This window comes from Ruegeria sp. BF7, assembly GCF_056538605.1.
On sequence record NZ_JBQFTM010000005.1, the window covers coordinates 131071 to 153692 of the forward strand.

Annotated in this window: 24 protein-coding genes; 16 read left to right on the top strand and 8 right to left on the bottom strand. The window is 58.8% G+C overall.

What is annotated here, in order from left to right; genetic code table 11:
- The 9 genes from ACR0IK_RS13135 (at nucleotide 1) to ACR0IK_RS13175 (ending at nucleotide 6410) form a co-directional block, all read left to right on the top strand.
- Nucleotides 1-555: an NnrU family protein gene (locus tag ACR0IK_RS13135; RefSeq protein ID WP_480641807.1), complete on the top strand. Its 555-nt coding sequence runs from the start codon at nucleotides 1-3 to the stop codon at nucleotides 553-555.
- Nucleotides 556-567: 12 nt separating this feature from the next.
- On the top strand, nucleotides 568-774 hold the full coding sequence (locus tag ACR0IK_RS13140) for a DUF1737 domain-containing protein (RefSeq protein ID WP_480592836.1): 207 nt from the start codon (nucleotides 568-570) through the stop codon (nucleotides 772-774).
- On the top strand, nucleotides 774-1802 hold the full coding sequence (locus ACR0IK_RS13145) for a MaoC family dehydratase (protein ID WP_480592838.1): 1029 nt from the start codon (nucleotides 774-776) through the stop codon (nucleotides 1800-1802). The genes ACR0IK_RS13140 and ACR0IK_RS13145 overlap by 1 nt, the downstream gene beginning before the upstream one ends.
- 55 nt (nucleotides 1803-1857) lie before the next feature.
- Nucleotides 1858-2520, top strand: a complete 663-nt coding sequence (locus tag ACR0IK_RS13150; protein ID WP_480641808.1) for a DUF1194 domain-containing protein — start codon at nucleotides 1858-1860, stop codon at nucleotides 2518-2520.
- A gap of 213 nt (nucleotides 2521-2733) precedes the next feature.
- Nucleotides 2734-3117, top strand: coding sequence for a succinate dehydrogenase, cytochrome b556 subunit (gene sdhC / locus ACR0IK_RS13155; RefSeq protein ID WP_480592843.1), 384 nt, complete (start codon nucleotides 2734-2736; stop codon nucleotides 3115-3117).
- 11 nt (nucleotides 3118-3128) lie between these two features.
- Nucleotides 3129-3500, top strand: a complete 372-nt coding sequence (locus ACR0IK_RS13160; protein ID WP_480641809.1) for a succinate dehydrogenase, hydrophobic membrane anchor protein — start codon at nucleotides 3129-3131, stop codon at nucleotides 3498-3500.
- A 25-nt stretch (nucleotides 3501-3525) separates the two neighbouring features.
- Nucleotides 3526-5334, top strand: a complete 1809-nt coding sequence (gene sdhA / locus ACR0IK_RS13165; RefSeq protein ID WP_480592847.1) for a succinate dehydrogenase flavoprotein subunit — start codon at nucleotides 3526-3528, stop codon at nucleotides 5332-5334.
- Nucleotides 5335-5346: 12 nt separating this feature from the next.
- Complete coding sequence (locus ACR0IK_RS13170) at nucleotides 5347-6126, top strand: succinate dehydrogenase iron-sulfur subunit (protein ID WP_421597218.1); 780 nt, start codon at nucleotides 5347-5349, stop codon at nucleotides 6124-6126.
- A gap of 137 nt (nucleotides 6127-6263) precedes the next feature.
- Nucleotides 6264-6410 carry a hypothetical protein gene (locus ACR0IK_RS13175; RefSeq protein ID WP_480592851.1) on the top strand — a complete coding sequence of 49 codons (147 nt, stop codon included), beginning with the start codon at nucleotides 6264-6266 and terminating at the stop codon, nucleotides 6408-6410.
- Nucleotides 6411-6672: 262 nt separating this feature from the next.
- Here the strand turns inward: ACR0IK_RS13175 and deoD are convergent, their stop codons facing one another.
- The 3 genes from deoD to ACR0IK_RS13190 all read right to left on the bottom strand — a co-directional run bounded on the left by deoD (nucleotide 6673) and on the right by ACR0IK_RS13190 (nucleotide 9813).
- Nucleotides 6673-7386 carry a purine-nucleoside phosphorylase gene (deoD, locus tag ACR0IK_RS13180; protein WP_480641810.1) on the bottom strand — a complete coding sequence of 238 codons (714 nt, stop codon included), beginning with the start codon at nucleotides 7384-7386 and terminating at the stop codon, nucleotides 6673-6675.
- A 17-nt stretch (nucleotides 7387-7403) separates the two neighbouring features.
- Entirely contained in the window at nucleotides 7404-7721 is a 318-nt protein-coding gene (locus ACR0IK_RS13185) for an H-NS histone family protein (RefSeq protein WP_480592855.1), read from the bottom strand.
- 124 nt (nucleotides 7722-7845) lie between these two features.
- Entirely contained in the window at nucleotides 7846-9813 is a 1968-nt protein-coding gene (locus ACR0IK_RS13190) for a methylmalonyl-CoA mutase family protein (RefSeq protein WP_480592857.1), read from the bottom strand.
- Nucleotides 9814-9957: 144 nt separating this feature from the next.
- Here ACR0IK_RS13190 and ACR0IK_RS13195 point away from each other — a divergent pair, with 144 nt between their 5' ends.
- The 7 genes from ACR0IK_RS13195 (at nucleotide 9958) to ACR0IK_RS13225 (ending at nucleotide 16869) form a co-directional block, all read left to right on the top strand.
- Nucleotides 9958-11346 (top strand): 1-acyl-sn-glycerol-3-phosphate acyltransferase, encoded by a 1389-nt coding sequence (locus ACR0IK_RS13195; RefSeq protein WP_480641811.1) that lies wholly within the window; start codon nucleotides 9958-9960, stop codon nucleotides 11344-11346.
- Nucleotides 11347-11458: 112 nt separating this feature from the next.
- Complete coding sequence (ccrA, locus tag ACR0IK_RS13200) at nucleotides 11459-12745, top strand: crotonyl-CoA carboxylase/reductase (RefSeq protein WP_480592861.1); 1287 nt, start codon at nucleotides 11459-11461, stop codon at nucleotides 12743-12745.
- Nucleotides 12746-12951: 206 nt separating this feature from the next.
- Entirely contained in the window at nucleotides 12952-13170 is a 219-nt protein-coding gene (locus tag ACR0IK_RS13205; protein WP_480592863.1) for a hypothetical protein, read from the top strand.
- The gene (locus tag ACR0IK_RS13210) at nucleotides 13109-13828 is read left to right on the top strand and encodes a helix-turn-helix transcriptional regulator (RefSeq protein WP_480641812.1); all 720 of its coding nucleotides are present in this window, start codon (nucleotides 13109-13111) and stop codon (nucleotides 13826-13828) included. Before ACR0IK_RS13205 ends, ACR0IK_RS13210 begins: the two co-directional genes overlap by 62 nt.
- 84 nt (nucleotides 13829-13912) lie before the next feature.
- Nucleotides 13913-14551, top strand: coding sequence for an acyl-homoserine-lactone synthase (locus ACR0IK_RS13215; protein WP_480592867.1), 639 nt, complete (start codon nucleotides 13913-13915; stop codon nucleotides 14549-14551).
- A gap of 60 nt (nucleotides 14552-14611) precedes the next feature.
- Complete coding sequence (locus ACR0IK_RS13220; protein ID WP_480641813.1) at nucleotides 14612-16144, top strand: ATP-dependent DNA helicase; 1533 nt, start codon at nucleotides 14612-14614, stop codon at nucleotides 16142-16144.
- Nucleotides 16141-16869, top strand: coding sequence for an SDR family oxidoreductase (locus ACR0IK_RS13225; protein ID WP_480641814.1), 729 nt, complete (start codon nucleotides 16141-16143; stop codon nucleotides 16867-16869). Before ACR0IK_RS13220 ends, ACR0IK_RS13225 begins: the two co-directional genes overlap by 4 nt.
- Nucleotides 16870-16872: 3 nt before the next feature.
- Here ACR0IK_RS13225 and ACR0IK_RS13230 read toward each other — a convergent pair whose 3' ends face one another.
- The 5 genes from ACR0IK_RS13230 to ACR0IK_RS13250 form a co-directional block, all read right to left on the bottom strand.
- Complete coding sequence (locus tag ACR0IK_RS13230) at nucleotides 16873-17640, bottom strand: TIGR02186 family protein (RefSeq protein WP_480592873.1); 768 nt, start codon at nucleotides 17638-17640, stop codon at nucleotides 16873-16875.
- A 2-nt stretch (nucleotides 17641-17642) separates the two neighbouring features.
- On the bottom strand, nucleotides 17643-18563 hold the full coding sequence (locus ACR0IK_RS13235) for a sulfite exporter TauE/SafE family protein (protein WP_480592875.1): 921 nt from the start codon (nucleotides 18561-18563) through the stop codon (nucleotides 17643-17645).
- Nucleotides 18564-18907: 344 nt separating this feature from the next.
- A complete protein-coding gene (locus tag ACR0IK_RS13240) occupies nucleotides 18908-19918 on the bottom strand; it encodes an ABC transporter permease (protein WP_480592877.1) in 1011 nt (336 codons plus the stop codon).
- On the bottom strand, nucleotides 19918-21012 hold the full coding sequence (locus ACR0IK_RS13245; RefSeq protein ID WP_480641815.1) for an ABC transporter permease: 1095 nt from the start codon (nucleotides 21010-21012) through the stop codon (nucleotides 19918-19920). The genes ACR0IK_RS13240 and ACR0IK_RS13245 overlap by 1 nt, the downstream gene beginning before the upstream one ends.
- A 1-nt stretch (nucleotide 21013) precedes the next feature.
- Nucleotides 21014-22543, bottom strand: coding sequence for an ABC transporter ATP-binding protein (locus ACR0IK_RS13250; RefSeq protein ID WP_480641816.1), 1530 nt, complete (start codon nucleotides 22541-22543; stop codon nucleotides 21014-21016).
- Nucleotides 22544-22622: the final 79 nt, after the last annotated feature.

A 22622-nucleotide genomic window follows, 5' to 3' on the forward strand; every position in this document is an offset into this window, starting at 1 on the left:
ATGGGCTTTGTTCTTCTGATTCTTGGGGTGGCGCTTTGGTGGGCCGCCCATCTGTTCAAGCGCGTGATGCCGGCGCAGCGCGCGGCCATGGGCAATGGTGGCAAAGGCGCAGTGGCGCTGGCGCTGGTCGTAGCGATATTGCTGATGATCTTCGGCTATCGCATGACCGACTTCATCCATGTCTGGTCGCCGCCGTCCTTCATGATCCACATAAACAACCTACTGGTGCTGATTGCTATCTACATGATGAGCCCCGCTGGTCAGAAAGGGCGCCTGCTGAACAAGATGCGCCACCCGATGCTGGCCGGTTTCCGTGCCTGGGCCTTTGCACATTTGCTTGTGAATGGCGATCTGGCCTCGATTATCCTGTTCGGTGGTCTGTTTCTATGGGCCATGGTTGAAGTGGTCGTGATCAACCGCGCCGAACCCGAGTGGACCCCGGCGGAGCCCGGCACCTACGGCAAGGACGCGATGTTCTTTGTGGCTTCGATCGTGCTGTTCGGGATCATCGGTTACATTCACGGACTGGTCGGCCCATCGCCGTTCCCGTCATAAGGAGCAGACAAATTGGCAAAACTCTATCGTCTGTTGACCGAAGAAGACACTTCCGCCTTCTGCCACAAGGTGTCGGATGCGCTGGCAAAAGGGTGGGAACTATATGGCGACCCCTCTTATGCCTATGACGCCGCCAACAGCGTCATGCGTTGTGCGCAGGCCGTGACCAAAGAAGTCAAGGCCGACTATTCTGCCGAAATGAAACTGGGACAGCAATAATGGCAAAAACCAATCCGGGCCGCTTTTTCGAGGACTACTCCGTTGGGCAGGTGCTGCACCACGCAGTGCCGCGCACCGTAACCGACGGTGAACGGGCGTTGTATCACGCGCTCTACCCCGCGCGACATGCGCTTTATTCCTCGGACGAGTTCGCCCGGGCCAGTGGCCTGCCGCAAAGCCCGATTGACGATCTGGCGGCGTTCCACGTTGTGTTTGGCAAGACCGTTCCCGATATCTCGCTGAACGCGGTTGCCAATCTGGGTTATGCCGAGGGCCGCTGGCTGAAGCCGGTCTATTCCGGTGATACGCTGCGATCCGAGTCTGAAGTGATCGGGGTCAAGCAGAACTCAAACGGCAAGACCGGCGTGGTCTGGGTGCGCACACGCGGCCTGAACCAGCGCGACGAAGTTGTGATCGAATACGTGCGCTGGGTGATGGTGCGCAAAGCGAATATCGACGCCCCCGCGCCCGAAGCAGTGGTGCCGGACCTGAAAAAGGCGCTGGAGCCGGGCGATCTGGTTGTGCCTGAGGGACTCGATTTTTTGAACTATGATTTTGTTCAATCCGGGGAAGCCCATCGCTGGGGCGATTACGAGATCGGTGAAACCATCGACCACGTTGATGGTGTGACCGTCGAAGAGGCCGAGCACATGTTGGCCACCCGCCTGTGGCAAAACACGGCCAAAGTGCATTTTGACCTGACCTTCCGCCCGGATGGTCGGTTGATCTATGGCGGGCATGTGATCTCGATGGCGCGGGCGCTGTCGTTCAACGGTCTGGCCAATGCGCAGATGATCGTTGGTCTGAATGGTGGCGCACATGCCAACCCGTGCTTCTCGGGCGACACGATCAAGGCTTGGTCCGAGGTTCTGGACAAGGCCGAAACCGGTGTGCCTGGTGTGGGCGCCATCCGACTGCGACTGGTCGCCACCAAGGGTGGTGCGCCGTTCGAACTGAAGGGTGAAGATGGGCGGTACAAGCCCGAGGTGCTGCTAGATCTGGACTATTGGGCGCTGATGCCTATCTGAGGTCGCCCCACATTCATTTGATCGCAGCCTGCGACATTCATGCTAGGCTGCGGTCATGGTCCTGTTCCGCTCACTAGCTGCCTGCCTGTTCCTGACCCCGCCCGCGCTGGCCTGCGATCTTGCGCTGGCTTTGGCGGTGGATGTGTCCGGGTCGGTCGATACAAGCGAATACCGCATTCAGATGGACGGGCTGGCCGCAGGTTTGCGTGACCCCCTCGTGTCCGAGGCGCTGGTTCGCGGGCAAGCGCAGTTGATGCTGGTGCAGTGGACCGGAGCATCGCGCCAGAAGGTGACGATCCCGTGGACCCGGATCGACAGTTTCGACACGCTCGAACGGTTTGCCGATCAGGTGGCTGCCGACCCCCGGGTCTGGCGCAATTTTTCGACCGCAATAGGTGAGGCGCTTGAGATGACGCTATCCAGCTTTGACGACGTGTCCGAGTGCACGCGGCATCTGATCGACATTTCGGGCGACGGAGTGTCCAACGAAGGGGTCGAGCCGACCGAGTTGCACGGCGTGTTACGCAATCGGGGGGTCACGGTCAACGCAATCGCAATCGAGGAAAGCGAGCCCGACCTGACCGCCTATTTCTTTGAAAACGTCATTGTTGGCGAAGGGGCGTTTGTCGTCTCGGCCTCCGGTTTTGCTGACTATCCCGAACGGATCCGGAAAAAGCTTTTACGCGAAGTGACGCAGCAATCCGCCGCTTTAAAGTGAGTGCTACAGATTCGTGATCACAATGATCGCAACCTTGGGACGCTAACATTGATTTGACTGTATAAGTTTTGTGATCACAGTATTATTTTGTGTGATCACAATTTCCCGAAATCTGCGGTTTTGTCCCCATTTTACCTGTTTTTGCGCACGCAGCACGTGACAGATTGGCAAAAACGAGTAAAACGACTGGTAGCCAACGAAAGAGGAGCCGACATGGCCGATGTCAATCGGGGCAACCGCCCGCTCTCGCCACATATTATGATATATCGCCCCCAGATGACGTCTCTGTCTTCGATCATGGTTCGTTTGACCGGGATCGGGGTGTTCGCCGTTGCAATTCTGGTTGTCTGGTGGCTGCTGGCCGCGTCGACGTCGGAAAGCGCATTTGCGGGGATCGACGGGTTTCTACGCAGCTGGTTCGGCGACCTCATCCTGACGGCTGCGACTTGGGGGTTGTGGTATCACACTCTGGGCCGCCTGCGGCACGTGCTCTGGGATTTCGGCTATTGCCTTGACATCGAGACCGCCGAGAAACTGGGGCTGGGCATGTTCGTTGGTGCGACCGTCCTGACCCTGATCACCGTGCTTGTGGTTTAAGGAGACGGCACATGCGATATCTGACTGACCGCAAGCGCGCGCAGGGTCTGGGCGCAGGGAAATCCGGCACACTCACTCATTGGCGGACAATGGTTCGGGCGATGATCCTGACCGTATTGGTGCCGATCTTCATCTTCACCTTCGGCGCTGGCATTGGCGGAACCCACGAAGAAGTCGTGACCTATTTCAGCCGTCCGTTCCCGGCTCTTGTCACGGCGCTCACGCTGATCGTGGGGCTGCTGCAACTGATGTACGAGGCGCAGGAAGCGATTGAGGACTATGTGCACGGCGTCATGGAGAAAGTCTCTCTCGCTGCAATGTGGGCCCTGGGTTACACGCTGATGGCGGCCGGGCTGTTTGCCCTGGTCAAGCTGGCCCTGTGATGATGCGCGGTAAGGAACAAGAACAATGACAGCAGCATATGAATATGAAACCCACGAATACGACGTCGTTGTCGTAGGCGCTGGTGGTGCAGGTCTGCGGGCGACGTTGGGCATGGCGGAACAAGGCCTGCGTACGGCTTGTGTCACCAAGGTTTTCCCGACCCGCTCGCACACGGTTGCGGCGCAGGGTGGTATCGCCGCATCGCTTTCCAACATGGGCCCGGACCACTGGCAGTGGCACATGTATGACACCGTTAAGGGCTCGGACTGGCTGGGCGATACCGACGCGATGGAGTATCTCGCGCGTGAGGCACCCAAGGCGGTTTACGAGCTGGAGCACTATGGCGTGCCCTTCAGCCGGACTGAAGAAGGCAAAATCTATCAGCGTCCCTTTGGTGGCCACACCACAGAATTTGGCGAAGGTCCCGCCGTGCAGCGAACCTGTGCCGCCGCTGACCGGACTGGCCACGCGATCCTGCACACGCTGTACGGTCAATCACTGAAAAACAATGCCGAGTTCTACATCGAGTATTTCGCCATCGACCTGATCATGTCCGAGGATGGGCAATGTCAGGGTGTTGTCTGCTGGAAGCTCGACGATGGCACGATGCATGTTTTCAACGCCAAGATGGTTGTACTGGCGACCGGTGGTTATGGCCGGGCCTATTTCAGCGCGACCTCGGCCCATACCTGCACCGGTGACGGTGGCGGGATGGTGGCCCGCGCAGGTCTGGCGCTCCAGGATATGGAATTCGTTCAGTTTCACCCGACCGGCATCTACGGCTCTGGTTGCCTGATCACTGAGGGCGCACGCGGCGAGGGTGGATACCTGACGAACTCGGAAGGCGAGCGGTTCATGGAGCGTTATGCGCCCCAGTACAAGGACCTCGCGCCCCGCGACTATGTCTCGCGCTCGATGACCATGGAAATCCGCGAAGGTCGTGGACATGGCGACAATGGCGATCACATCCACCTGAACCTCAGCCACCTGCCCGCTGAGGCACTGGCCGAACGTCTGCCCGGGATTTCGGAATCGGCGCGCGTTTTTGCCGGTGTCGACGTCACCAAGGAACCAATCCCGGTTCTGCCGACCGTGCACTATAACATGGGCGGTATTCCGACCAACTATTGGGGTGAGGTACTGAATCCCACCGCTGATAACCCAACCGGCGTCGTACCAGGCCTGATGGCTGTGGGTGAGGCCGGGTGTGCCTCGGTCCACGGCGCGAACCGTCTGGGTTCGAACTCGCTGATCGACCTTGTGGTGTTCGGCCGCGCGGCCGCGATCCGGGCGGGTGAGGTTGTTGACGCCAAGGCACCGAACCCAGTTCTGAACCAGGCTTCGGTGGACAAGGCGTTTGACCGGTTCGACGCGGTTCGCAACGCCAACGGTGCAATCCCGACCGCCGATCTGCGGCTTGAGATGCAGCGGACCATGCAAGAAGACGCGGCCGTGTTCCGGACCGCCAAGACCATGGCCGAGGGTGTTGAGAAGATGACGGCAATCGCCGCCAAGATGGACGACTTGAAAGTCACCGACCGCTCTCTGGTCTGGAACAGTGACCTGATGGAAACGCTGGAACTGACCAACCTGATGCCGAGCGCTCTGGCCACCATCGTCGGTGCCGAGGCTCGTAAGGAGTCCCGTGGTGCGCACGCACATGAGGACTTCACCGAGCGTGATGACGAGAACTGGCGTGTCCACACCGTGTCGCGCGTTGAGGGCAACAAGGTAGACCTCAGCTATCGCCCGGTCATCGTTGATCCGCTGACCACCGAAGACGAAGGCGGCATCAGCCTCAAGAAAATCGCGCCCAAGGCGCGGACGTTCTAAGGAGAGGAACTAATGGTACAACTGACCCTCCCCAAGAATTCGCGCATCACGACGGGCAAAACCTGGCCCAAGCCGGAAGGCGCGACCAATGTTCGGAAGTTCCAGATTTACCGCTGGAACCCGGAAGACGGCAAAAACCCGCAGCTCGACACTTATTTCGTTGATATGGACAGCTGCGGCCCGATGGTTCTGGACGCGCTGATCAAGATCAAGAATGAGATCGACCCGACGCTGACTTTCCGCCGGTCCTGCCGCGAGGGCATCTGCGGGTCCTGCGCGATGAATATCGACGGCATCAACACGCTGGCCTGTATCTATGGCATGGATGAGATCAAGGGCGACGTGAAAATCTACCCGCTGCCGCATATGCCGGTGGTCAAGGACCTGATCCCCGACTTGACGCATTTCTACGCCCAGCACGCCTCGATCATGCCGTGGTTGGAAACCAAGACAAACCGTCCCGCGAAAGAGTGGAAGCAGTCTATCGAAGACCGCAAGAAACTGGACGGTCTCTATGAATGCGTGATGTGCGCCAGCTGCTCGACCTCGTGCCCGAGCTACTGGTGGAACGGCGACCGTTATCTTGGGCCGGCCGCACTGCTGCACGCCTATCGCTGGATCATCGATAGCCGCGATGAGGCCACAGGAGAGCGTCTGGATGAGCTGGAAGATCCGTTCAAACTGTATCGCTGCCACACGATCATGAACTGCGCCAAAACCTGCCCGAAAGGTCTGAACCCGGCCAAGGCAATTGCCGAGATCAAGAAGATGATGATCGATCGCGGAGTTTAAGCGACGCCTAATAGTCAGCACTTGCTGCATTGCGGCGAGTGCATGGCGAGATTGCAATACTATGCAATGCAAACCGTTCTGTTCAGGTCTATCCTGCCTGCAGGGAGGAGTGATGGAACCGAAACGGGATCGCTCCGATGCAAGAACAAAAAGCAGAAAACACCAAAGCAGCCGAAGCTCTGGCTTTGTTGGAACAGGCCTGGGCCTACTACACTCCTGAACCTGCGCTCGTGTCTCAAGAGCAGCACGAACCAGAGCTGTTCGAATACGCGAACGCCGCCTGACGCTTGAATTCACGCAGAGATTGGGCAATGCATAAGCATGCCCATTCTTTTGCTTTTACTGGCCGCTGGCGTGTTCGCCTACTTCGTCTGGCGGTCACGGACCTCCTCTCTGACACGCGATTGCCGATGGCGGCAGCACCGAAAAGAAGGTGTCTGGATTTGCGCCTATTGTGGGGCGCGGCAAGACGGGGAAAACGCCCCGACAGACTGCCTGCAGGGCAAACAGTAAAACAACAGGGCGATGTCGCGCCCTGTTTTTTGTTTATGCAGTGTCCGGAAAAGCCGCCTGCAGGGCAATCTCAACCATTTCGCCGAAGCTGCTTTCGCGTTCCGACGAGGGCAGAGCCTCACCCGTCAGAAGATGATCGGACACGGTCAGGACGGCAAGCGCCCGGCAGTTGTGGCGTGCGGCCAGAATGTACAGCTCGGCGGCTTCCATCTCGACACCCAGGATGCCGTGCCGCACCATCTGTTCGTTCAGATCGGGGCGTTCGTCATAGAAGACATCGGAAGAATAAATCCCGCCAACATGGGTGGGTGTGCCTTTGGCTTCGGCAGCTTTGGCTGCAGCCTGCAGCAAGCCCCAATCGGCGCAGGGCGCAAAGTTCAACTCTTTCAGGATGCCGCGCGATGGCGTGCTGAGGGTGGTCGATGTCATCGCCAGGATCACATCGCGGATTTTGACGCTGTCCTGCATCCCGCCGCACGAACCGATCCGGATCAAAGTTTTGGCACCATAATCGTGGATCAGTTCATTGGCATAGATCGACAGGGACGGCATTCCCATCCCGCTGCCTTGAATTGTAACCGGGTTCCCTTTCCAGGTACCGGTATAACCCAGCATGCCGCGCACGTTATTAACGAGTTTTGCATCCTGCAAAAACGACTCTGCGGCCCATTTCGCCCGATACGGATCGCCGGGCATTAAAACGGTTTCAGCGATTTCACCTTTTTCGGCACCAATATGAATTGTCATCTCTGATCCAATTCCCGTCAGATTTCCAAATCCGAAATATCAGCGCCGGCATTCAGTGCATCGTGAACCCATTGCGGTTTGCGTCCGCGACCGGACCACGTCTGGTCAGGGTTGGCAGGGTTTTTGTATTTCGCGTTGGATTTTGGGCTTTTGGTCGACTTTGCTGCGCCTGCTGAGAGTTCCGAAAGAGAGAACCCAAATTCAGCGGCGGCTTTTTCTGCGGCTTTCAGCGCCGCAATACGCTCGCGCTTTTCCGCGCTTTTTAGGGCAGTTTCCACCTGATCACGCAATTCCAGCAGTTCTTTGCGTGACATTTTCTCAAGGCTGATCGCCATTTCTTTCTCCATTTCGAAATACACCACGAATAGGCGTAATAGCCTACCGTAAGTTGAAATCGGGGTTTTATCCATCCCTTACTTAAAGGCAATGGATTTGGAGATAAAAACAAAATCGCGGCCGTTACTGGGCCGCAATGTTCTGCGGATCGACCAGAGTCACAATATCGCCCATAATTGCATTTAGCTCGAAATTCTTGGGCGTATAGATCTTGGACACACCCATTGCCGTGAGTTTTGCAGCATCGTCATCGGGAATGATCCCCCCGACGATCACGGGAACACCGTCCAAACCGGCCTCGCGCAGGCGCGTCATGACGTCTTGCACAAGCGGGATATGGCTGCCGGACAGGATCGACAGGCCAATTACGTGGGCCTTGTCCTCGATCGCGGCGGCGATGATTTCCTCGGGTGTCAGGCGGATACCCTCATAGCTGATATCCATACCGCAATCGCGGGCACGAAAGGCGATCTGTTCGGCGCCGTTGGAGTGGCCGTCCAGACCCGGTTTCCCGACCAGAAATTTCAGTCGGCGCCCCAATTTGTCGCTGACCGCATCAACGGCGGCGCGCAGGTCGTCCAGACCTTCGGTCTTGTTCGACACGGAACCGGACACGCCGGTCGGGCCGCGATAGGTGCCGTAGACCTTGCGCATTTCCTCGGCCCATTCGCCGGTGGTGACGCCGGCCTTTGCGGCGGCAATCGACGGCTCCATGACATTGGCCCCGGTCTGCGCCGCTTCGCGCAACGCGGACAGAGCCGCCAAAACGGCCGCGTCGTCACGTTCGGACCGCCACTCGTTCAGCCGTGCAATCTGTTCCTGTTCCACGGCCGGATCGACGACCATGATGCCGCCATCTTCAGTTTGCAGCGGCGAGGGCTCACCCTCGGTCCATTTGTTCACGCCGACAACAACGGTTTCATTGCGTTCGATCCGGTTCAGACGTTCCGCATTCGAATCGACCAAACGCGATTTCATGTATTCGATCGAAGCAACCGCACCACCCATCGAATCCAGGTTGGCCAATTCGGCCCGCGCGCCGGCTTTCAACTCTTCGACTTTGGCATCCACTGCCGGGTTGCCGTCAAACAGGTCGCCGTATTCCAGCAGGTCTGTCTCGTAGGCCAGAATCTGCTGCATCCGCATCGACCATTGCTGATCCCAAGGGCGCGGCAGGCCAAGCGCCTCGTTCCATGCGGGCAGCTGCACTGCGCGGGCGCGCGCCTTTTTCGACAGGGTCACGGCCAGCATCTCGATCAGGATGCGGTAGACGTTGTTTTCCGGCTGCTGCTCGGTCAGGCCCAGCGAGTTCACCTGCACCCCATAGCGGAAGCGGCGGAATTTAGGGTCTTCGACGCCGTAGCGGTCCTTCAGAATCTCATCCCACAGATCAACAAAAGCGCGCATCTTGCACATCTCGGTGACAAAGCGGATACCGGCGTTCACGAAGAACGAAATCCGGCCGCAAAGCGCCGGGAAATCCTCTGCCGGGACGCGGGGGCGCAACTCGTCCAGTACGGCGATGGCGGTGGCCAGCGCGTAAGCCAGCTCCTGCTCGGGCGTCGCACCTGCCTCTTGCAGGTGATAGGAACACACGTTCATCGGGTTCCATTTGGGCACGTTGGTATAGCAGTACTCGGCTACATCCGCGATCATCTTCAGCGACGGTTTTGGTGGGCAAACATAGGTACCACGGCTCAGGTATTCCTTGATCAGGTCGTTCTGAACGGTGCCCTGCAGTTTCGCGACATCCGCGCCTTGTTCCTCGGCCACAGCGATGTACAGCGCCAGCAGCCAAGGGGCCGTGGCGTTGATCGTCATCGAGGTGTTCATCTGCTCCAGCGGAATCTGATCGAAAAGAACCCGCATGTCGCCCAGATGGCTGATGGGAACGCCCACTTTGCCCACCTCTCCGCGAGCCAAAGTATGGTCGCTGTCATACCCGGTCTGAGTCGGCAGATCGAAGGCTACAGACAGACCCGTCTGACCCTTGGCTAGGTTGCCACGATACAGCGCGTTCGACGCCTTGGCGGTGGAATGACCGGCATAGGTTCGGATGAGCCAGGGGCGATCTTTCTGCGTCTGCGTCATAATGGGGCCTCGTGCTTTGCGTGGGCAAGAAAATTACGTTCAAGCGTTCTAAAGCGCAATTTTCGGGATATGTCAATTCGCTGCGTCGCGGCATACTTGGTTCTTCAGATTGTAGGTGTCCCAGTTTGGTGGCAGGGTGCGCCTATGACTCAGACCGTGGAACTTCCGCTTTGGCTGTTTTTGCTGATCCTGGTATTTGCCGCGGTCACTCTGGCCTCGCACTTCTTGTTTCCTTCGGTGCGCTGGTTTTTTCGCCGCCGGCTTGAGCGGGCGGTCAAACGCCTGAACAAACGCCTGCAGCGACCGATTCAACCGTTCAAGCTGGCGCATCGGCACGACATGATTCAGCGACTGATCTATGACCCGCAGGTCGGGCAGGCGGTTCAGAATTTTGCACGCGAGGAACGTGTTCCCGAGGCCGTGGCCTTTGAAACGGCCCGCCGCTATGCCCGCGAGATCGTTCCGTCCTTTTCCGCGGTGGCCTATTTTAGCATCGCCATCCGCCTGGCGCGCATGCTGAGCAATGCCTTCTATAATGTCCGGCTCAGCTATGTGGATGAGAAGGCAATCAGTGACATCGACCCCGATGCAACGGTTGTATTCGTCATGAACCACCGCAGCAATATGGATTATGTGCTGGTCACCTATCTGGCGGCGCCACAATCGGCCTTGTCCTATGCCGTAGGCGAATGGGCGCGGGTCTGGCCGCTCAGCCGGCTGATCCGGGCGATGGGCGCTTACTTTATTCGTCGTAAATCGGGCAGTGAGTTGTATCGGCAAGTGTTGGCCTGTTACGTGCGCCACGCGACTGAGGCCGGAGTAACGCAGGCGATGTTTCCCGAGGGTGGTCTCAGCCTGACCGGTGCGCTTGGGCGACCAAAGCTCGGGTTGCTGAAATACATCATTGACGCAACGGTGCCCGAAGGGCGCGACGTTGTGTTTGTGCCGGTTGCCCTGAACTATGACCGGGTGCTCGAGGATACGATTCTGACCAAGGCCGCCCTGGGCAACGAACGCCGGTTTCGCGCCCGGATCGGGGTGATCACGTGGTGGATACTCAAGCAGATCGGGCGGCGGATGATCGGGCGCTATCAGCGATTCGGCGTGGCCTCGGTTCGGTACGGGCGACCGGTCTCTCTTCAAGCGTTCCGCGCGGAACATGAAACCAACCTGATGACGGACCTGGCCCGTGATCTTATGGCAGGTATCGGGGCGGCGATTCCTCTGGTTCCGGGGCCTGCGGTGTGCTGGCTTACGCGCGAGATGGGCGAGATCTCCGAAGTTGACGCAGTGCAACTGATCGACCGGCTAATGCGTCGTAACGGTTTCTCCACGCCGTTGGAGCGCGCGGAAATCGAGGCTGCGATCCAACAATTAGTCGATCGCCGCATTCTTAAACGTGAGTACGGGAAAATATCCGTTTCAGGTCAAAGGGTTGACCTGCTAGACTACTACGCGGCTTCAGCGCCATTGGACGCGAAAACAGCTTTTGCTGCATCCGCAAAAGAAGTTTCTGCACCTGCTGGGTCATAAAATTACAAAATACACTCAAAATATGTTGCAATATTTCTCTCTGACCAATATCTCATCGTTTAGAGCGCGCGATTCTGCATCGCGGCAATGATTTGGAATAAAGGAGGCCAACATGGCTCTGGACACCGACAGCGGTATCGCGTCTTACGACGCGCCGGAAAAAGACCTCTATGAGATGGGTGAAATCCCTCCGATGGGGTTTGTGCCCAAAAAAATGTACGCATGGGCGATCCGCAAAGAACGCCACGGCGAGCCGGACACCGCGATGGTGCAGGAAGTGGTGGACGTTCCCGAACTGGACAGCCACGAGGTGCTGGTGCTGGTGATGGCTGCAGGTGTGAACTACAACGGCGTCTGGGCTTCGCTGGGCAAGCCGATCTCGCCGTTTGACGGACACAAGGCTCCATATCACATTGCTGGTTCGGATGCGTCGGGCATCGTCTGGGCGGTGGGTTCGAAAGTGACCCGCTGGAAAGTCGGCGACGAGGTCGTCATCCATTGCAATCAGGACGATGGAGACGACGAACACTGCAACGGCGGTGACCCGATGTATTCGGACAGCCAGCGGATCTGGGGTTATGAGACGCCGGACGGATCGTTTGCGCAGTTCACCAACGTTCAGGCTCAGCAGCTGATGCCGCGTCCCAAGCACCTGACCTGGGAAGAAAGCGCCTGCTACACGTTGACGCTGGCAACTGCCTACCGGATGCTGTTCGGTCACGAGCCGCACGATCTGAAGCCGGGCCAGAATGTTCTGGTTTGGGGCGCTTCGGGCGGTCTGGGCTCCTACGCGATCCAGTTGATCAACACTGCAGGCGCAAATGCGATCGGTGTGATCTCGGATGAAAGCAAGCGCGATTTCGTCATGGGGCTGGGTGCCAAAGGCGTTCTGAACCGCAAGGACTTCAACTGTTGGGGCCAACTGCCGACGGTGAACACACCGGAATATGCTGAGTGGTTCAAAGAGGCTCGTAAGTTCGGCAAAGCCATCTGGGATATCACCGGCAAAGGTGTGAACGTGGACATGGTGTTCGAACACCCGGGTGAAAGCACTTTTCCGGTCTCGACCTTCGTGGTGAAAAAGGGCGGCATGGTTGTGATCTGTGCCGGTACCACCGGCTATAACCTGACATTCGACGTCCGCTACATGTGGATGCACCAGAAGCGCCTGCAAGGATCGCACTTTGCGCATCTGAAACAGGCCGCGGCAGCCAACCAGCTGATGGTCGAGCGCCGTCTGGACCCCTGCATGTCGGAAGTGTTCACCTGGAATGATCTGCCCGAGGCGCACATGAAGATGCTGCGCAACGAGCATAAGCCGGGCAACATGTCGGTCCTGGTTCAGGCGCCGCAGACCGGAATGCGCACTCTGGAAGAGGTTCTGGACGCTCGCGGTTGAATCGCACGCAAATAAATCTCTGGCGCCCGCGAATCGACTTATCGGTTCGCGGGCGCCGCCATTTTTTGAATAGGTTTATTCTTTTCAGTGAGTTAGCGATTCTAGCTTCGCTTTTTTTGGGGAGTAGAAACCAGTGAATAGGCTAAAAAACACCACACATGCTATGGTTGTGTTAACCCTTCGTTAACCGTTTCGGAGCGACCCTGATGGCGCACAATGAGTGGATACTGGACGTGTTGTCGGACCTCAACGCCTTCGCTGTTGAGAATGGTTTGATCGCGCTGGCCGAGCAACTGGACGACACTAAGCTGGTTGCCGCAGCCGAGATCGCGTCCATGAAGGCTGAGGTACGGACGCCCGCGGATGGGAACAAAACTCGATATGAGCCAGGTCCTGGAGGACTTGGAAAACACCAGCACGCTTGATGAGTTAAGCAATGTCGCCATCCGATTGCGTGACAGGCTGAAGGTCGAACATCTCATTTACCATTGGGTCGATGGCGCCGGGGATCAGTACGGCTATACGACCTATCCCGATGCCTGGGCTGAGCGATATCTGAAAAAGAACTATCACCGCATAGACCCTGTCATTCTGGGCTGCTTTCAGCGGTTTCATCCGGTCGATTGGAAAACCCTGGACTGGTCCGGCAAGGTGGCCAAGGCCTTCTTGATGGACGCGCAAAGCCACGGCGTCGGCAATCAGGGATATTCGATCCCGATCCGCGGGCCGAAAGGGCAATTTGCCCTGTTCACGGTGAACCATTCCTGCAGTGATGAAACCTGGAAAGGATTCATCGACCGTCATGGCCGCGAGTTGATTTTGATCGCGCATTACTTCAACCGCAAAGCACTGGAATTCGAAAGTGACCGTCAGCCCGACTCGTCCCGTGGCCTGTCACCGCGAGAGGTGGACGCGATGACCCTGCTGGCGCTGGGCTACAGCCGTGCTCAGGTAGCCCATTCGCTGTCAATTTCTGAGCATACGCTGCGTGTTTACATCGAAAGCGCCCGCGCCAAGCTTGGGGCGCAGAACACCACCCACGCCATCGCCACGGCGCTGAGCCGGGGATTAATAGTGGTTTAACAGGTGCACGCCCCACAAACGGGAAATTAACCGTGACTTTGTACCCCCTTCGTTCCTGCACAGGACGACAAGGGGAAAAAAGTCATGTTGCGTTATCTGTTTGCTGACGAGCTTCACAAGTTTCCGGACCTGGCCGACGGAATGTTCCGAGACCGCGCGGATCAGTTCAAGACCCGGCTGGGCTGGGACGTCCAGGTCAACGATAAAGGAGAGGAGCGGGATCAGTATGACGACTTGAACCCTTTGTACGTCATCTGGGAAGAAGAGGATGGCCGCCACGGTGGGTCCATGCGTGTTCTGCCTACGACCGGACCTGTAATGGTGAATGAGGTCTTTGGCCACCTGACCGGGGGCAAACCGATCCACAGCCCTCTGATCTGGGAGGTGACCCGGTTTTGCCTGTCCCGAACAGCCAGCCCGCATACGGCGGGTGCGATCATGCTCAGCGGTGGTGAAATGATGGAAGGGTTCGGTCTGACCCATATTGCGGGCGTTTTCGATGCACGGATGATCCGGATTTACCGGCTGATCGGATCTTCGCCCATTGTTCTCGGCACCGAAGGGAAGGGGCGTGACCAGATTTCAGTCGGGCTTTGGCCGTATTCCGCCGCGGATTGCAACCGTGTCGCAGAACGTGCAGGTATCCCTCGCGAGCTGTCCCGCCTGTGGTTCAAGACCGCTTTTGGCACCGGCCGACAGCACCGGTTCGCCCTGTCGGCCTGACCGCGCGAAATCCTTAATCCCTCTCTGGTGATAGCTGGCGCGTCCCTGTAGGGTCGCGCCATGTCTATGCCCCCCGTTACCTTTTCCGAAGACCAGGCCGCCGCCTATGACAGCATCGCCGAGATGCTGCGATCGGCCGGTGTTGACCTGGATGATGACGCTCTGCTGAAGCTGCCGGGAGCGGGGAAATCCGGTGTCATGGCGGTGATCGGCAAGGCGGGGTCGGGTAAAACCCTGTTGCTGGCCGAACTGTACAAGGCGCTGGCCGAAACCGGAGTGCAGATCGTCTCGGGCGATTTCGAGAGCCGCAAGGCGAAGGAAAAGCGCAGCCTGGCGATTCTGGCGCCCACTAACAAGGCGGCCAGCGTGTTACGCTTGCGTGGTGTTCCCGCGACGACGATTCACCGCATACTCTACACGCCGGTTTATGACCCGGAATATGAGCGCATCGCTGAATGGCTGGCGGGCAATGACGAACGCCCTGAGATTGAGGGGCTGACCGATGAGGCGCTGGACCGCGCCGCCACCTTTTATCAGAACAACAAGTCCATCCCCGGTGCGTTGGCTGCCGCGGGTTTGCGCGGGTCGGATTTCATCACCGGCTGGAAACGTCGGGATGAACCGTTGGATATCGGGTTTGTGGACGAAGCCTCGATGCTGGATGACCGGCAGTTCGAGGACCTGCAGGAGATCTTTCCAACCCTGCTGCTGTTTGGCGACCCGGCACAGCTGGCGCCGGTCAATCAATCCGGCAGCATGGTGTTTGAGGCCCTACCGGAACCACGCAAACAAATCCTGCACCGGGTTCACCGGCAAGAGGCGGACAACCCGATTCTAGACCTTGCCCACGCGCTGGCCGATCCGCAGATGGGGTTTGAGGATTTCGAAAGACTGGTCGAACAGACCGCTCGTCAGGATGACCGAGTGATCTGGGGGCAGCGGGTCGAGGTCGACCTGATGGCCCGCAGCCCAGTGCTGGTCTGGCGTAACGCCACTCGTATTCGTCTGATCCAGGCGTTCCGGCACGTCCACGGCGCGCCGGATACCGAGTTGCTGGAGGGCGAGCCGCTGATCTGCGACGGCATCGAGCTGCCGCTGAAGCACCGCAAGAAACGTCTGGACCTTGAGGCGCGCGGGCTGATCAAGGGCGCTCAGGTGATCTATCTGGGGCCGGGGCGCAAGCCGGGATTCTCGCGCCTGCACGTGATGGGGGCTGAAGACCCGCAGGTCAGCGCCGCCTCCATCGTCAAGATTGAGAAACCGGATGAGGAAGAGCCCTTCATCCCCTTCGCCGCGCGCATGGGCGCGACCTTTCTGCATGGCGCGGCGGTGACCATTCATAAGGCGCAGGGCTCACAGTGGGACACGGTTCAGGTCTTTGCGCCTGATATTTACGCCGCTGCGCGCATGGGCCGGACCGAGGCCGGGCAACCGCTGTGGAAGCGCTTGGCCTATGTGGCGATCACCCGCGCACAGGAGCGTCTGATATGGGTGGTGCGGAACCGTCTGGCCAAACCCACCCATCCGCTGCGCGTGGACGACCTGCGCGCCGTTCCGGCGGCATCGCTGACACTGGAGGCCGAAGAGACATGAGCACCATCATCGTAACCGGCGCAAGCTCGGGCATCGGGCGCGCCACGGCGGAATTGTTTCTGGCCGAGAGGTGGACGGTTGGTCTTCTGGCGCGCAGTGCGGACAAGCTGCACCAGATGGCCACGGGCCGCGATAACGCCATCCCTTTGATTGCGGATGTGACCAACGCGGATGCGGTTCAGGCCGCGTTTAAAACCTTTCAGGACAAGACTGGTCGTCTCGACGTGCTGTTCAACAATGCCGGTATTTTTGCGTCCGGTGGCACCATTGACGAAATCGCGCTGGAGGACTGGTATCAAAGCGTCAACGTCAACCTGAACGGCATGTTCCTGAGCGCGCGCGAGGCGTTTCGGATCATGCGCCACCAGTCGCCGCAAGGCGGGCGCATCATCAATAACGGCTCGATTGCTGCTTATGTGCCGCGTCCAAACTCGGTGCATTATTCGGCCACGAAACACGCCATCACCGGCCTGACCCGCAGCCTGTCTCTGGATGGGCGACCGTTCGGGATTGCCTGTGGTCAGATCGATATCGGCAATGCCCGCACACAGATGGTGCAGGGGTTGGTGGATGCAGCCGTCGAGGCCGGACAGCAGCCCGACCCGACCATGGCCGTCGGGGACGCCGCGCGCTCGGTGCTGCATATGGCCAGCCTGCCGCCCGAGGCCAATGTGCAGTTCATGACCGTAATGGCCACGACGATGCCCTATATCGGTCGCGGGTAGGCTTTAATTCTCGCGCAACAGTCGGAACGCGGTGGACGCGCCCCAACCGGCCGCAATCGCGATGACCAGCGACATCAGCCCGTACCAGACCGGTTGCTGGCGGGACAGGTTGTAGAGGAACCTCTCCAACCCCACCTTGCGCACATCGATTGTGGTCTCAAACTGCGAGACGACTTCTTTGCCGCGGGTCAGGAAGATACGCGCCTTGTAGTCGCCCTCGGTCAGGTCGGCGGGCATTGCGATCGAGGTACGGAACAGGGTCTGTTCGTCCACCGCCACGGTTTTTTCACGGATCGAATACAGCCCCTCATCCTCGCGGATGCGCACCACGGCGTCAGCGAATGACTGCGCGCCGCGGATATGCATCGCCGCCCCGACCGAGCGGATAGCCCGCTCGATTGAGATGCGGTAGCGCAGATCCTCGGTATCCGAGAGGATATCTTCCAGCAACCCGCTGGTGGCAACCGCGTAAAAGCTGGGCGCGAGGTCGACCAGAACGCTGTCGGTATTGACCCAAATCCCCAGTTTGCGGTCCTTGCGTCGGACCATCACCGGACTGGACGGCCCGGCCACGGCCACGATCACTTCAAGCGGCGGACCGGGTGGAATGGGGGTTTCCCGTTTGACGGCGCCAAAGATCAGGATTTCCGAGCCGTCAAAGGTCGCGGTGATGGCGACGCGATCCTGGCTGAGACCCAGAACAACCTGCTCATCAACTGCAAGGGCAGGGGTGCAGCACAGGATCAGCAGGGCAATCAGGCGTTTCAGCATGATCAGTGGCCCCCTTCGCTGCCAAGCGAGTAAAGCTCGGATGGTTCAATCAGCAGGTCCAGCGCTAGCTTGCCACAGACCACCAGAACCAAAGCCGCCAGAAGAACCCGCAGCTGCTCGGCCGGCATTCGCGCGCCGATCACCGTGCCGATCTGCGCCCCGACGACACCTCCGACCAACAGCAAAACCGCCAGAACGATATCGACCGTATAGTTCGTGGTGGCGTGCAGCATGGTGGTGAAGGCCGTCACGAAGATGATCTGAAACAGCGAAGTACCGACCACGACCTTGGTGGGCATCCCCAGCAGATAGATCATCGCAGGTACCATGATAAAGCCGCCGCCGACCCCCATGATCGCCGACAGAACGCCGACGCACAGCCCGACCATCACCGGGGGGATGACCGAGATATAGAGGCCCGATGTGCGAAAGCGCATCTTGAACGGCATCGCATGGACCCAACCACGCTGTCGTCGTTTCACAGGGGCTCCGCCGCCCTTTTTCGCCTTGCGCAGCGCACGCAGGCTTTCGATGAACATCAGGCTGCCAACTACGCCGAGGAAGACGACGTAACAAAGGGTGACCAGCAGATCGACCTGGCCCAGGCTCTTGAGGTAGTTGAACACCACCACCCCGAGGGCGGCGCCTATTAATCCTCCGGTTAACAGGACTGTGCCCATTTTCAGGTCCACTGTCTTGCGTCGGAAATGCGCTAACACACCGGAAAAGGAAGAAGCGACGATCTGGTTGGCTTCAGTCGCGACGGCGACGGCAGGGGGGATGCCGATGAAGAACAATAGCGGCGTCATCAGGAACCCGCCGCCCACGCCGAACATGCCAGACAGGACACCGACCATCCCACCCAGCCCCAAAAGCAGGAAGGCATTGACGGAGACTTCGGCGATTGGAAGGTAAATCTGCATTTGGAATTACCGGATGAGGTCGGCCGTGCCGCATTGGGTGACTCGGACAGTCTCAAACCATTTGGATGAGGCGTTTATGCGGCGCGTCGGGGACAAACCCCACTGCCACATGGCGAATATCGAACGTCTGGGCAGGCACCCGGTACTCCGATTTGGCTGAAGAATGCGAACAGGCCCGAAAAGCGGGCGTTCTTGTGTTTCCGACACCCTGATATGGGAAAGTCCGATCTCGGCTATCACAGGAAACACACTCATACCCTTTTAAAGCGGTTGCCGCATGCAAAATCAACTCTGCATGCGGCACTGCGGCGAACTGGACCGACAGGAGTTCGGAACTGGACCTGTCAGCGCTCTTTCACATAAGGCTCGCCCCCGGCGCGCGGCGGAACGGCTTTGCCGACGAACCCGGCCAGAATGACCACGGTCAGGATATAGGGCAGAGCGTCCATGACCTGCACTGGAATGACCACCCCGCCCAGATCGATGTTCTGGAACCGCAGCGCGATCGCCTGCAGCAGACCGAACAGAAGACAGGCCCCCATCGCATGCCATGGTCGCCATTTCGCGAAGATCAGCGCGGCCAGAGCGATGAACCCACGTCCAGCGGTCATTTCTTTGACAAACCCGGCCTGCAGGGCTGTGGCAAGATAGGCCCCAGCGATCCCGCACAGCACGCCGCAGATGGCGACGGCAGCAAAACGCAGGCCGACGACTGAGACACCGGCGGTATCCACTGCCGCCGGGTTTTCACCAACCGCACGTAGCCGCAGCCCGAACCGGGTCCGGTACAGAATCCACCACGTCAGCGGCACCATAAGAAACGCCACATAGACCAAGATGGAATGGCCGGATAACAACTCGGAGTACACCATGTGAACTGAATTGGCGTCAGACATCAGTTCAGAAACCGGTTGCCCAGTCAGTTCAGCATCTTCGGGACCGATTGCATAAGGGAACTCTGCGGATTCGAATCGAGCTCCGCCGAAGAGAGAAGGCGTACGCCCGCCCTGCTTGAACCAACTTTGTGCGATCAACACGGTAAGGCCAGATGCAAGGAAGTTGATCGCAACACCCGAAATCAACTGATTGCCCCTGAAGGTGATCGAGGCCAGCCCATGCAATCCGGACAGAACCAGTGAGGATGCGATACCTGCCAGCAGGCCCAGCCAAACCGACCCAGTCACAGCGGCAATTGCTGCCGAGAAGAAAGCCGACATCAGCATCTTGCCTTCAAGACCGATGTCGAAAATGCCCGCACGTTCGGAATACAACCCGGCCAGACAGGCAAGCAGTAGCGGCGTGGCCAGGCGGATCGTTGAATCGAGAACCTGGATGAGTGTAACGAAGAACTCCATCACTTTGCCTCCTTCCGAAGGCTCAGGAACAGCTTTTCAAGCGGCATCCTGACCATGTTGTCCAACGCTCCGGTGAACAGGATCACCAGCGCCTGAATGACCACGATCAGCTCACGCGGGATCGACGTCCACAAGGCCAGCTCGGCGCCACCTTGGTACAAGAACCCGAACAGAAGCGCGGCCAGGAACACGCCGAAGGGATGTGACCGCCCCATCAGCGCCACGGCGATGCCGATAAAACCTGCGCCTTCGGTGGAGTTCAGAACCAATCGTTCCGCCTCGCCCATGACGTTGTTGATTGCCATCAAACCGGCCAGCGCGCCCGAGATCAGCATCGCCACAATGGTGATGCGAACGGGTGAAATGCCTGCATAGACGGCTCCGGTTTCGGAATGGCCGTAAGCACGGATTTCATAGCCCAGTCGCGTGCGCCAGATCAGCGCCCAGACAACGATACAGGCCAGAACAGCTACGAAGAAAGAGATATTCGCAGGGGCACCGCGGAAGACAATGTTTTCAGCGGTCGAGAACATCGACTGGAAAGTCGGCAGATGCACGGCTTCGGGAAAGCGTGCCGTCGCGGGGTCTTGCGAGCCCTGCGGGCGCATCACGTTGACCAGCATGTAGTTCAGGAAGGCGGCGGCGATGAAGTTGAACATGATCGTGGTGATCACGATATGACTGCCGCGCTTGGCTTGCAGATAGGCTGGGATCGCGGCCCAAGCTGCACCAAACAGGGCCGCAGCAAGCCCGGCGCCCAGCAAGGCAATGCTCCAATGCGGCCACGGGATGTACAAGCAGGCCATGGCAACACCAAGCCCGCCCAGCATCGCCTGACCTTCGCCACCGATATTGAACAACCGGGCGTGGAAAGCCACGGCCACCGCCAGCCCCGTGAACATGAAGTTGGTCGCGTAATAGAGCGTATAGCCCCAGCCATATGTTGACCCCAACGCGCCGGTGACCATCAGGTTCACCGCCTCGACCGGGTTTTCGCCGATGGCGAGGATAACCAGCGCTGAAAGGATCGTGGCCAGTATCAGGCTGATCAGGGGGATCAGGACGACATCGGCCCATTTGGGCATTTTTTCCATGTTACGCCGCCTCTCCCGCAACACCGGCCATCAACAGGCCCAGTTCTTTTTCATCCGTCTCATGAGGCAGACGCTCGCCCATGATATGTCCGTCAAACATCACCGCGATCCGGTCGGACAGCGAGAAGATCTCCTCAAGCTCGACCGAGACCAGCAGGATCGCTTTGCCCTGATCGCGCAGGGCGACGATCTGTTTGTGAATGAACTCGATCGCGCCGATATCCACGCCGCGGGTGGGCTGGCCGACCAGCAACAGGTCGGGGTTCCGCTCAATCTCGCGCGCGACGACAATTTTCTGCTGGTTCCCACCCGAGAAACTTTTGGCGGTCAGCCAGCCATTAGGCGGGCGCACGTCGAATTTCTCGATCTTGGCTTCGGTATCGGCACGCAGGGCGGCATTGTCCATGAAGACGCCACGTTTGTAAGCCGGGTCGCGGTGATAGCCGAAAGCCACGTTCTCCCACGCGTGGAAGTCCATGATCAGGCCTTCGCGCTGGCGGTCCTCGGGGACGTGTGCGATGTGTTGCGCGCGTCGGGCCTGCCCATCAGATCCATGTCCGGTAAGGGCCAGCGGCGCACCGTTCAGCTTGATCGAACCCTGGCCGGGGCGCATTCCGCCCAGAACTTCGAGCAGTTCGGATTGACCGTTCCCCGCGACACCGGCAATGCCGACAATTTCCCCGGCCCGCACGGTCAGATCGATGCCCTTGACCCGCTCGACACTTGCTGAATCGAAGACGCGCAGATTTTCGACTTCCAGAATGGGTTTGCCCGGTTTTGCAGGTACCTTGTCGACCTGAAGCAAGACCTTGCGGCCCACCATCAACTCGGCCAGTTCTTCGGGGCTGGTCTCAGCGGTTTTTACCGTTGCGGTCATCTGGCCGCGCCGCATGACCGAAACAGTGTCGGTGTTTTCCATGATCTCACGCAGTTTATGCGTGATCACGATGATCGTTTTACCTTCGGCCCGCAGCCGGTCGAGGATGCGGAACAGCTGATCCGCCTCGGCCGGGGTCAGCACGCCGGTGGGTTCGTCGAGGATCAGAATCTCGGCCTTGCGGTACAACGCCTTCAGGATCTCGACCCGCTGCTGCATCCCCACGCCGATCTCGTCGATGCGTTTGTCGGGGTCGACGAACAGCTCGTATTCTTCTTCCAGTTCTTTCAGCTCTTTGCGGGCCTTGGCCAGAGACGGGGCCAACAACCCACCGTCTTCGGCGCCCAGAACGATGTTCTCCAGAACGGTAAAATTCTCGACCAGTTTGAAGTGCTGGAATACCATCCCGATGCCCGCGGCAATCGCCGCCTGACTGTCAGGGATGTCGGTCTTGGTGCCGTTGATCCAGATCTCACCTTTGTCGGCTTTGTAGAAGCCGTAGAGAATGCTCATCAGCGTGGATTTGCCGGCACCGTTTTCACCGATGATCCCGTGGATCGTGCCGGGGGCGACGCTGATGGAAATGTCTTTGTTGGCCTGAACCGGCCCAAAGGCTTTGGAAATCCCTTTGAGCTCAATGGCGGGGACGGTCATGTCTTGTCCTCAGATTGCCGAAGGGCCGCGCGGGCCGCGCAGCAGAGTGGATGCGAGGCGGAGGTCACCCCCGCCCCGC